Origin of the sequence: Bacteroides faecis MAJ27 (assembly GCF_900106755.1) — a bacterium.
GTDB classification, from domain to species: domain Bacteria; phylum Bacteroidota; class Bacteroidia; order Bacteroidales; family Bacteroidaceae; genus Bacteroides; species Bacteroides faecis.
This window is the reverse complement of sequence record NZ_FNNN01000005.1, coordinates 99,111-111,570: the sequence shown is the minus strand read 5'-3', so window position 1 is coordinate 111,570 and position 12,460 is coordinate 99,111. Positions and strand designations below refer to the sequence as shown.

General features: G+C 45.0%; 7 protein-coding genes. All 7 read right to left on the bottom strand.

The window, feature by feature from the left end; translation table 11 throughout:
- Positions 1-182 precede the first annotated feature (182 nt).
- The 7 genes from BLW31_RS06065 to BLW31_RS06035 all read right to left on the bottom strand — a co-directional run bounded on the left by BLW31_RS06065 (position 183) and on the right by BLW31_RS06035 (position 12,391).
- The gene (locus tag BLW31_RS06065; RefSeq protein WP_010538453.1) at positions 183-1,913 is read right to left on the bottom strand and encodes an ABC transporter ATP-binding protein; all 1,731 of its coding nucleotides are present in this window, start codon (positions 1,911-1,913) and stop codon (positions 183-185) included.
- Entirely contained in the window at positions 1,910-3,730 is a 1,821-nt protein-coding gene (locus BLW31_RS06060) for an ABC transporter ATP-binding protein (protein WP_010538454.1), read from the bottom strand. Before BLW31_RS06060 ends, BLW31_RS06065 begins: the two co-directional genes overlap by 4 nt.
- A 72-nt stretch (positions 3,731-3,802) precedes the next feature.
- Positions 3,803-4,411, bottom strand: a complete 609-nt coding sequence (locus BLW31_RS06055) for a TetR/AcrR family transcriptional regulator (RefSeq protein ID WP_010538455.1) — start codon at positions 4,409-4,411, stop codon at positions 3,803-3,805.
- Between the two features lie 162 nt (positions 4,412-4,573).
- On the bottom strand, positions 4,574-6,874 hold the full coding sequence (locus tag BLW31_RS06050; RefSeq protein ID WP_029425601.1) for a family 20 glycosylhydrolase: 2,301 nt from the start codon (positions 6,872-6,874) through the stop codon (positions 4,574-4,576).
- Between the two features lie 280 nt (positions 6,875-7,154).
- Positions 7,155-9,494, bottom strand: coding sequence for a TonB-dependent receptor (locus BLW31_RS06045; RefSeq protein WP_010538457.1), 2,340 nt, complete (start codon positions 9,492-9,494; stop codon positions 7,155-7,157).
- Positions 9,495-9,597: 103 nt separating this feature from the next.
- Complete coding sequence (locus BLW31_RS06040; RefSeq protein ID WP_490016230.1) at positions 9,598-9,915, bottom strand: DUF8478 family putative metalloprotein; 318 nt, start codon at positions 9,913-9,915, stop codon at positions 9,598-9,600.
- A gap of 148 nt (positions 9,916-10,063) precedes the next feature.
- Complete coding sequence (locus BLW31_RS06035; RefSeq protein ID WP_010538459.1) at positions 10,064-12,391, bottom strand: TonB-dependent receptor; 2,328 nt, start codon at positions 12,389-12,391, stop codon at positions 10,064-10,066.
- Between the last annotated feature and the right edge of the window lie 69 nt (positions 12,392-12,460).

Below are 12,460 nucleotides of genomic sequence, written 5' to 3'. Positions count from 1 at the left end.
TTGAAAACATTGGAATCGGCAGAAGTGATTCTCCCGCATTTTCACATTTGGTTGTTAGTAAACAAAAACCATATAATGTATTCAATATTACAGAATAAGTGTAAATAGCATAAATTCTAGTAAACAAAAGGCCCGGCTTGTAAAAGCCGGACCTTTCTGTTTTTATATCCGGCGGTCTGTATTTACAGTTTCCATCCCGATGTCTGTTCCTGTATATTCCAGAGTTTGGCATACAGTCCCGGCTGACTCAGCAACTCATCATGAGTACCCTGCTCTGCAATTCTTCCTTCTTCCAGTACAATAATCTGATCGGCATTCTTAATTGTTTTGAGCCGGTGAGCGATGACAATTACCGTTCGTCCCGCAATCAAGGTATTGATGGCCTGTTGCACTTCTACCTCATTTTCCGGGTCAAGAGAGGCAGTAGCCTCATCCAGCAATACTACCGGAGCTTCTTTCAAGATAGCGCGGGCGATGGAAATCCGTTGTTTTTCTCCTCCCGAAAGCGTGCAGCCGCCCTCTCCTACCATCGTATCATACCCTTTGGGCAGGTGCATGATGAATTCGTGGCAACAAGCCTTTTTCGCTGCCGCTACGATCTCTTCATCCGTAGCATCCGTCCTGCCGAAACGGATATTGTTCTTCAGCGTGTCCTGAAACAGATACACATCCTGAAAGACCATAGAGCAATGCTTCATCAACGACTCCGGCTCCAGCTCCTTCATATCCATTCCGTTAAAACGGACCGCACCTTTACAGGGATCATAGAAACGTGCGCAAAGTTTCAGCATGGTACTCTTTCCACTTCCGGAAGGACCGACCAGAGCAGTGAGTGTTCCTTTTCTAAGAGTCACGGAGATATCATGCAATATCTCTTTTTCCTGATAGCCGAAGGATACATGGTCAAAGGTAATGTCTCCGCTTTCGGGCACGTCACGGTCCCCCTTCATCTCCGGTTCGTTCATCAACGAAAGGATACGTCCTCCCGCAATGGAAAAGTAGCGGAACTCGGCAAAGTTAGTCAGAGCGGACGTCAGAGGATCGAAGACACGGGAACCGACTACCAGAAACATGACAAACGTAAGCAGTGAAAGTTCCCCTCCTATCAACAGATAAGTACCACAGAGTATCATGAATGTCAGTCCGGCACGGATCAATGTGACCGAGAATAAGATAAAAGGACCGAGAAGTGCTTCCTGCCGGATACAGGCGCGACGAAGATCACTGAAAGCCATTTTCAGGCGTTCGAATTTACCGCCCAGCAGATTGTATGCTTTCATCACCCGTATCCCTTGCAGATATTCTTCCAGACGGTTTCCGGCATTAATCTTGGCTTCAATCTGCCGTACACTCAATTTGCGCTGGGCAATATTGCTAAGCAGCAGCACGGCAACTGCAAGCGGTAAAGCAACAAACATAGCCACTGCCATGCGCCAGTCAATCCAAAGCAACCCCAAAAAGGCAAGGACCGGCATCACCAATGCTCCCATCAATTGAGGCAAGTGATGCGAGATACCCGTTTCCGCCATAGTAAAATCAGTGATCAGCATCGAAGAAAGATCGCCCGGATCTCTGCGGGACAGGAAGCCTAATGATAATTTACGCAGATGCTCCGCCAGATGAATGCGCCCTTCGGCACTCATTTCATAAGCCCCCCGAAAGTTGGCACGATAGGCGGCACGTTCGGCAAAAGCCATTACCAGCATATACACCACCAATACAGCAAAAATCATCCAGAGACGATTGGTATCCAACGGTGTACCGCTACCGTCGAACGTGCGGAATATCACATTGATAGCTTCGATAGAAAGACAGAACGGGACAATATTCACCAGATTGGCAAGCATCGTGTAACCGACAGGCTTACGCAGACGTTCGGTATGTCCTACCGTAATATTCTTGATTACATTCATTTTGTTTCCTCCTTTTTAACAGTTAATTGCCAACGGAACGCGCTGGTATAGGCATCCCACATTCTTTTGTATACTCCATCCGTTTTACTTAATACTTCATGGCGCCCGCTTTGTATGAGTCTGCCTTCTTTCAGCACCAGTATTTGCTCGGCTGAAATAATAGACGAAAGCCGGTGGGCAATAATGATGACCGTTTTATCTTTTATAAGTTGCTGAATAGCTTGCTGCATCTTATATTCATTCTCCGGATCAGCAAAGGCAGTCGCTTCATCAAGCACCAGTATCGGCGCATTTTTCAGAATGGCCCTTGCCACACAGACCCGCTGCGATTCACCACCGGACAAATACACTCCTTTATCACCGATACGGGTATTATAGCCATCCGGCAGACTTTCTATAAAATCATGACATTGCGCCGCACGGGCAGCTTCGATCACCTGCTCGCGTGTAGCGGACGTATTGCCAACCCGGATATTCTCATAAAGGGTATCGAAGAAGAGAAAACTATCCTGAAAAACAAATGAAACAAGGTTCATCAAATCCTCGGTCGCTATCTCTTTTATATTGATTCCGCCTATACAAATCTCGCCTTCGCTGACATCCCAGAAACGGGGTATCAGATTGGCTACCGTAGACTTCCCGGAACCGGACGGCCCCACCAATGCAGTAATCGCTCCCTGCGGTGCAGTAAAAGAGATGTCTTTCAGTGCTTCGGTACGAGTCGTTTCCGCTTTGTTCTCATAGGCAAACGACACCTGACGAAACTCGATATCATAGGAAACAGGCAGACGCGAAACCTCTGCTTCAGGAAGTGCCTGTTCATCAAATATGCGGTCGATACGTTTCACTCCCTCATCGATTTCGTTCGTACTTGAACCGAGATACATCAACTTATAAATAGGAGATGCCACACCGGGCCCCATGATAATAAAGAAGAGGTAAATTGCCGCCAGAACAATATTCTGCGGTTCTCTGCTCAAAAGCAACAAGCCGACGGGCAAAATAAAGGTGATCAGCGAGTTCAGCAATACCGTAAAGGCGGTCATACCGGACTGATAGGTATCGCAGACCCTTAAGGCATAGCTCTTGTAAGCTTCTATCTCGCTATTAAACTGACGGAACGAACGGACACTCTGACCAAAGATCTTCACCACAGGCATACCCCGCACATACTGAACAGCCGAAGCACTCATACGCTCCTGCGTGTCATAATAGATCTTCATAAACTCTTTAGCTTTCTTGCCAAAGAAATTCATAAACTGCAAACCGATGCTGCAAACGATACAGACCACACAAATGGCTGCCATCCACCCGTTCAGCGAAAAAAAAATGATAAACATCAGCACAACGGTTGCCAGCACATTGACTAAATCGGGAATCGTGTGTGCCACAAAATTCTCGATCTTCTCTATATTCTGCTCCATCGTTTTCTTGATTGCTCCGGTAGAAGTACCATTCAGGTATCCCAGCGAAAGTCGTCCGATATGTTCGGACAAACGGATGCGCAACCCATAAAGAATACGGAATGCAGCTACATGAGATGCCATCAATGCTCCATACAGCAAAAGCAGTCCTGCCACCAGACCGATAAACGCTACCCATCCCCAGTGCATAAGTACACTGCTATCCAATTCATTGATCTTGCTGCCATGCAACAAAAGTTCTTTCAGCACTTCATATACTGACCAATAGGGAACCAACATACATAAGGCACTGACCGCCGAAAGTATTCCGGCCAATATCAGCAAGCCCTTCTTCTCGCCTGCTATCTCAAACAAGCGGGCTACACCACTCTTTCTTTTCTGTTTTTCTTTCATACCATTTATTTATATATCACTAAGTCTTTAAAAAAGAACAATCTTTCGAATCGTTCAAAAAAAAGAAGGAGCTCATGCGTTCATGAGCTCCTTCCAACCTGCCGTTTCAAAGGCTATATATTCTGCTATAAATTTCTGCATTTCTTCTTTCTTCACGTGGTGCAGCACCAGTTCTTCGAGCAAAGCAAACAGCCACACCGTATTGAGATGAATAAAGAAATCGGTGATACCTATATTCAAATGTGGATACTTCTGCTTCATTCCCTGGAAAAAGACAAAAATAGTACGTGTCATCGCATCGGTATATTCGGCGCGGAAGTTTTCCAGAGACGATCCCTGTGCCTGAAAAAGCAACATACGCAATCGGATGCGGTGCCCGGAAACCAAATCAATATACTCCTGCACAGATGCCTGCTGAAAATCTGAACTTATAAAAACATCTATCGTCATCTGGTTAGCATCATGACTGTATATCTTGGCATACAATTCATTCAGCACCGGCTTCAGAATCGTACGGAATATCTCATCCTTATTGGTGAAATAGTGATAGATGTTGCTGACTGTTATCCCCGACCGGGAAGCAATTTCGCGCATGGAAGCATCCTTATATCCTTTTTCGGAGAATACTTCTTCGGCTATATGGAGAATCTTTTCCTGTATGTCTTCTTTCAAATATTGCATAGTGGCGTTTTATTCACTCTGCAAAGTTGAGAAGAACTTTTGGTTTGAGAAATACCCATTTATAGGGATATTCTTACAATGTACTACCTATAGAAATGAAGAATGAAGAATTACTTTGCAGCGTGATAGCGCAGCCAATTCTTCATTCTTCATTCATCATTCTTAATTCTTCAGCCATTCTTTCGGGAGAACTTCCTTTTCGCCCTTTTCATTGACCAGTTCCATTTGCAACACTCCTCCGTTACAATCGAAGTAACGTACTTCCATCGGATGCAGTCCGGCTTTCAACGCCTTCTGTACAATGATCTCAACCGGAGAGTGTGCTCCGTCATTATCGCCCAGCAGTTCGCCATCCAGTTTCAGTGTACTGCCATCATCCGAGAGAAGAGCGAAAGTATAAATACCGTCAGCAGGTACTTCCAAATAGCCGGTCAACACAAGGCCGATATCACCTTTCACTTCTTCGGGAATGGAAACAGATTCTACGATATATTCTCCATTCACGGGAGCTGTATCAATATCTTCACAAAGATTGCCGCGGAATTTATGCCATACAGCTTTCAATCCGGGATTCAGAGAAGTCCGGGCCATTACCGCTTCTGCATAAGGAGCTTTGACATACCGAGTACGTGCTACATCCGAAGGAGAACCGTCGGGACGGAAGGTACGGAAAGTAAAATCTGTCGTTTCCGTCACTTTCAGATTGCCTTCGTAAAGAGTAGATTGCTTCGTCGGCATGCTGCCGTCCGTAGTATAGCGAACTTCAATGCCGGGTAGCGGACAGGTTAAATCAACCGAAGTCTCATCAAGGAAAGCATTCACTTGATAGAATCCTTCCAGATCGGGTACCCGATAATTCAAACCCATTACGTCCATCCGCTTGAAGTGCGGAACAAGCTGGCGATAGAACTCTTTCAGATTCGGTTTTGCCTCCGGCTGTACCCAGGCTATTTCACTCAATGCCACCATACGGGGAAGAATCAGATATTCGACACGCTTCATAGACGGAATCCATTCTGCCCAGAGATTAGCTTGTACACCCCAGAAACAATCTTTCTGTTCCGGAGACAGGCGGTCGTCCGCATACGGGTCATATGCGAGTATCTTCTTCACGGAGTTTTTATCCTGCGCATAATCAAAATAGAAATATTCATTCGGACAGGCAATCACTTTTTGTCCTTGTGAAGTGGCCATAGGCACCGCCTCTTTCGACCAGCTTCTCCACCAGGTAATGGCAGCATCCGAGGTCAGACCGTCGGCAACGACCTCATCCCAGCCTATCAGTTTCTTACCATTGGCCAGGAAGAACTTCTCCATATCACGCACAAACCATGCCTGTAATTCTTCCACAGATTTGAGTCCTTCCGTATGGATTCGTTTCTGGCAACGGGGACATTTCTTCCAATTGGTTTTCTCTACTTCGTCACCACCCATGTGTACATATTCATAAGGGAAGAGATCGAATATCTCTTTAAAGACGTCCTGACAGAATTCGAGAGTAGCATCTTTCCCCGGACAGATAGGAGAAGAAAAGGTTTCCCCCCAACCAATCAGCCCGTCACAAGCGAGATCGGGATATTGGGTGATGGCAGCCAAGAAATGTCCCGGCATATCTATTTCCGGAATTACATCAATTCCTCTCTGCGCAGCATAATCCACAATTTCCTTGATATCTTCGTGTGTATAGTAACCACCGTACAGGGTATCCCCTTCCACAATCCGTATCTTATTTTCCGGAATCAGGAAGTCGGTGTTATCCTCTTCTACTGCACGTTCCATACAACCACGATCGTGTTTATTGAACTTCCGCCACGCTCCCTTTTCCGTCAGCAACGGGTATTTCTCGATTTCGATCCGCCATCCCTGATCATCCGTCAAGTGCCAATGGAACTTATTTAGTTTATACAGGGACATCAAATCCAATACATGCTTCACCTCATCCTTATTCCAGAAATGGCGGGAGGCATCCAACATAAATCCCCGCCATTCAAAACGTGGTGAATCTTCTATCTGCACAGCAGGAATAGAAAAAGTCTGCTTCGTATCCTGCACTTCTATTTCGGCAGGCAAGAGTTGGTGAAGGCTGGCAATAGCGGAAACAATACCCGAATAATCTCCGGCTTCTATCTGAACAGACTCGGGGGTAGCCTGAAGCTTGTAAGAACCCGATTTTCCATCGGTTTGTTCCAGTTGAAGATAAATATCCGCCTGACCGGCCTCGGTCACTTCTACTGAGGTAGATACTATATTCCGCAGAATATCCTGCAAATATCCGGCAGCCGGAAATAAAGACTGATCGGAAACACCGATTTTCATTCCATCCTTTAAGACGAAAGCACCCGACCGTTCCGTCAGACTAACGGGGGTAGGTAAAATTGCGATCTCTTGCTTCACCGTAGGCGTACAAGAGGACAAAATACATGCTGATACAATCAGTAAAGAAGTACTTAGTTGTTTGAGCATAAGGTTAACTGTTTAATAAATTGATTACTTTGACTTTTATTGACTATCTATATATAATACAACTCAAACAGCAAAACTACTAAAAGAGAAAGAGAAGTTTTTAGTGATTCCCTACTAAATGCACATCCTAAAAGGGTGGATACAACCTGCCAACAGCTAAGATATCCTATTTTTAAGAACTTCCTCATTTATAAAACATCCGGGAAGCAATCGTTTCATCACATTCCCGGATGCATAGTCCGCTACTCTGGCATCGGAAAATAACAGACCGGCATTGTTATTAATAACTAATCTTTACTCCCGCAAAAAAACTTCTCGGAAGTGCGGGGCCATAGATATAGCCGGAATCCCGGTTAGCTCCCCTGTCGAAGTCCTTCTGATAAGATTCGAAGATATTCTGAACACCTCCGCTAAGCTGTAAATCTACCGTTTTATATAGCTTAAAGTCATAGGCTATTTTTACTCCCAGATCGAAGAATTTCGGTGTAAGTATCGCTTCTGCTTTCCGTTCGGGCATATCTCCCATCGCTGCATTTTCTGCTGTGATATCCATACGCTGCACAAGCATATTACCGGTATATGTACCGGATAAAGCTATTGACAGAGGTTTGATCGGAGTATAAGTAGCGGTAAAATAGCCGTATGTATCGGGAGTACGGAAGATTTTTCTTTCTGCCGGGGCGTCATCGTGCCATTTATGCGCTTCATCATAGCGACTACGCTGCAATGTTAACCCGGCTTGTATTTGCAACAAGGAAAGATAAGCCAGTTTTCCTTCCAAGGTGATTCCCATTACTTTAGCCCCCGGGCCATTGCTGCGGGGCTTCACCAATATACCATCTCCCCGGTCATAGGGTTCTCCCAGTACAAAGACGTCAGTCAGTCTTGTATAGAATCCCTCCACCAGCAGATTAGTCTGAAAAGCACCGAAACGATGATACATATCGGCAGACATACTAAAACTCTGCGATTTTTCTTCCTTCAAATCTTTAGCACGCTCAATCATAGCGACCGTTCCACCTACATTTTCGATATGCATATCTTCATCAAATGCTTGTGGGGCACGGAAACCGGAGGAATAACTCAAACGCAGATTGATATTATCCGTAGGATTGAAACGCAAGTTGGCACGCGGGCTGAAAATGATATCATCCACCATATTGTGTTTATCCAGACGACCACCGATCAGAATCCCCCAGTGTTTGTTCTTCCATTCGTTCTGTAGAAAGGCACTGTAAATATTGACAGTCTGATCCGTGTGGCGATCGTACCCCCACATATTATCCTTCAACCGGTCGCGATTGTATTCAAGCCCTGCCGTCAGATCGGAAGGCATGAACAACAGTTTATCAAAGGAGTGTACATACTGCGCGCCGCCCATCGCAGTGAGGTCCGTCGTTTTTCCATATGCTTTGAGCGGGTCGTTACCAGGTCCGTAATAGCTGTCACGATCCGTATTAGCCGCTGAAGCGAATACACTTAAACGATTCTTCTCATCCGGTGAGAAATAATCGTACTTCAGGCTTCCGCCATCTATGGAGTGCTGTAACTGTTCGGCAATATGGGCTTCATGCGGAGGACGGTTCAGCATATCGCCGCCACGCCGGAACTCCTGCATATGATGGTATTCAAACGTCAGTTTAGAATAGGTGCTCGTTTTCAGGTAAGAGCGGAAACCTACCGTCTGATTCTTCAGTTTCGGAAGTTCTGTGAATCCGTCTCCGTCGTAATCATATCCCGACCGATGACGATTCTGCCCGAAAATATATAATCCGGCACGATGATCGTCCGTCACCAACGAAGCATTCAGCGAGGTGTTATTGTCAAAGGATGAACTGCCGCCTATGGAAGTAATTGTATGCGATAACCGGCCGGAGTTTCGCAAAGGCTCTTTCGTGATGATATTAATCGTACCTGCAATAGCCGATGAACCGAACAATGCCGATCCTCCTCCACGCATCACTTCCACACGTTCAATCATGCTGGCGGGAATCTGCTCTAAACCGTACACACCTGAAAGGGCACTGAACACAGGACGGGAATCGATGAGTATCTGTGTGTAGGGGCCATCCAGACCATTGATCCGGACTTGTTGGAAACCACAATTCTGACAGTTTGTTTCTACCCGCACTCCGGGCTGAAAATTCAGTCCCTGCGATAAGGTGGAGGAGTTAGTAGTCTCAAACAGCTTCAAATCGACCACATTCACCAAAGTCGGAGCCAAACGCCGTGTTGTCTCACTACGATTGGCAGAAACGACGACTCCGTCCAAAGCAATCGCGTCTTCTTCTATTTCGAAATTTTCTTCCAATGTTTTCCCTTTCTTCAAGGTTACATTCCGGCTGATCGTCTTATATCCTACCGAACTGATTTCCAGTACAAAATTCCCCTCCGGCAAGTTTTTCAGAAAATAATGTCCGGTAGCATCCGTTACCGTTCCGATAGTAGTCCCTTTCAGTGCTACTGTAATATACGGCAAATGTTCGTTTGTTTTTTTATCTAATATATGACCGATGATATTCGCATCAGATTTTCTCAGTTCAGGGTACTCCGGGTGCTCAGCCAATGCAGGCAACAGGGCACAACACAGGCTGACCAGGACTAAAAGATATTTTTTCATTGTCGTTAGTCTTTTAATGTTTTTAATCAGAAAATAATAAGGTAGCGGAAGCAAATAAAGTATTTGTTTCTGAATGATAAATATCTGCCTCCTAAAGTGTAGACTAAACGGCGGGAGGTGCCCTTAAAGAAACGACACCCGGGCAAGAGCACGCATATCGCATGCCTCGCGGACGGGTGAAAAGAATACATAATATAGATAAAACAGCAGCAACAAATAAAGGAATGATTCCGCTATCTGTTGTCAATACATGATTCAATAAATGAAGTAACTGGAACTCAACAGTCGTATGGCTGTGTTCACTGCCTTTCTTAAAAGGGTGTGAATGGACAATTGTTACACCATTTACCACATGGGAGTGGGTAAACAAAGTAATCCCTGCCATGTACGATATAAATAGTACAGGCAGAAAACACTTCATTATATTCAGGTATAATTGTTTCATTCGTTCGTTTTTGTGCAAGAAATCTAATATGTTTAGTTTTGCGTGACAAATATAGGGATTGTTTCACAGACGGACAATCCCTATATATAACGATTTTAGAGCTAAAAAGGTTCTTAAACCATTATTAATAGCTAATCTTCACGCCGGCAAAGAAACTTCTCGGCAGTGAAGGACCGTAAATATAGCCTGAATCACGGTCGGCTCCCTTATCAAAATCGTTCTGATAAGCATTGAAGATATTTTGTATTCCGGCGTTCACCTGCAGGTTCACTGATTTATATAGCTTGAAATCATAAGCCGCCTTCAATGCAATATCAAAGAAATCCTCCGTATTTACTGTTATCGGCTTATCCAGGAATCCGGGAACGGGTTCGTGAGGCACCAGCATCGAACCGGTATAGGTGCCCGAAAGAGCAATAGACAACGGTTTTACCGGAGTATAGGTTGCAGTAAAATAGCCGTAAGTATTCGGAGTACGCATCATCTTCTTCACTGCCGGAGCATCCGGATTCCATTCATGAGGCTCGCTGTAATGACTCTGCTGCAAAGTAACTCCTGCCTGAATCTGGAATTTATTCAGATAAGCCATCTTTCCTTCCAGTGTCAATCCCATGACACGGGCTCCCGGAGCATTATAGCGTGTACGTGTCAGTATACCATCTTTTACTTCACCGTCGGTCAAAGCAAAAACATCCGATAATTTAGTATAAAATCCTTCTACCAGAAAATTGATCTGGAATGCCCCGAAACGATGGTAAATATCTGCCGAAGCACTCAAACTCTGTGATCTCTCCTCTTTCAGATCCTTTGCAAGCTCAACCATTGCCACTTTTCCACCCACATTCTCTACATGTAAATCTTCATCAAAAGCCTGCGGCGCACGGAAACCAGAAGAATAGCTCAAACGCAGATTGATATTTTGTGTAGGATTGAAACGTAAGTTAGCGCGCGGACTGAATATAATATGATCAATCAGGTTATGTTTATCCAGACGGCCACCAAGCAAAAATCCCCAGCGATCGTTCTTCCATTCATTTTGCAGGAATGCGCTACCGATATTTACCTTCTGGTCTACTGTACGATGGTATCCCCACATATTATCTTCCAGCTTATCCTGATTAAATTCTATTCCGGCTGTCAGGTCAGAAGGCATGAAAATACATTTTCCGAAACTATAAACATACTGTGATCCTGCCATCCAGTTCAGGTCGGTGGTATTTCCATAGGCATTCAAGTCCTGTCCACCTCCATAATAGCTGTCACGATTGATGTGCTGTGCAGAGGCAAACACATTGAAGCGATGTTTCTCGTTCGGTGAAAAATAGTCATATTTCAATCCACCGCCATTGATAGAATGTTCTGTCTGTTCGGCAACATTCGCTTCGTGAGGTGGACGGTTCAGCAAGTCCCCTCCCCTGCGGAATTCTTCCATATGGTGATATTCGAAAGTCAGTTTCGAATAAGTAGTCGTTTTCAGGAAGGAACGAAAACCAACAGTCTGACCATGTATTTTCGGTATTTCAGAGTATCCGTCTCCATCATGGTCGTAGGCCGAACGATGACGGTTCTGACCAAAGATATATAAACCTGCACGCTGGTCATCCGCAACCAGTGAAGCATTCAAAGCTGTATTATTATCGAAAGCGTCTCCGCCTCCAATACCTGTGATCGTATGAGACAACATTCCTGAATTGCGAATCGGTTCTTTGGTGATAATATTGATTGTTCCGGCAATAGCAGACGAACCGAACAAAGCCGAACCGCCTCCACGCATTACTTCTACACGTTCTATCATGCTGGCGGGAATCTGTTCAATACCATACACACCTGAAAGCGCACTGAAGATGGGACGGGAATCAAGCAAAATTTGTGTATAAGGACCATCCAGACCGTTAATACGTACCTGCTGGAAGCCGCAATTCTGACAGTTGGATTCTACACGCACTCCCGGCTGGAAACTCAATCCCTGTGCCAAGGTAGTAGAATTGGTTGTTTCGAACATTTTCATATCGACTACATTCACCAAAGTAGGTGCCAAGCGGCGGGTAGTCTCGTTACGGTTGGCGGAAACGACTACACCATCCAAGGCAACCGCGTCCTCTTCTATTTCAAAATCCTCTTCCAGTGTACGGCCTTTTTTCAGTGTCACATTGCGTCTTACGGTTTTATAGCCGACTGAGCTAACTTCAAGCACGAAGTTACCTTCGGGAAGATTCTTTAAGAAGTAGTGTCCGGTAGCATCAGTCACGGTACCAATCGTTGTACCTTTCAATGCCACAGTGATATAGGGCAGATGTTCTTTCGTGTTTTTATCAAGGATATGGCCTACAATATTAGCATCCGATTTACGTAAATCCGGATATTCGGGATGCTCATGGAGAGCAGCTTGTCCTTCGAGGGCAGGCAACAATGCACAGCACAAGCAGACAAGCGAAAGAATGTATTTCTTCATTTTTCGTTTGTTATTCGTTTTTTGTAAAGTGATGATGTAAACAAACAGATGATTACTCCTGTCTTGACA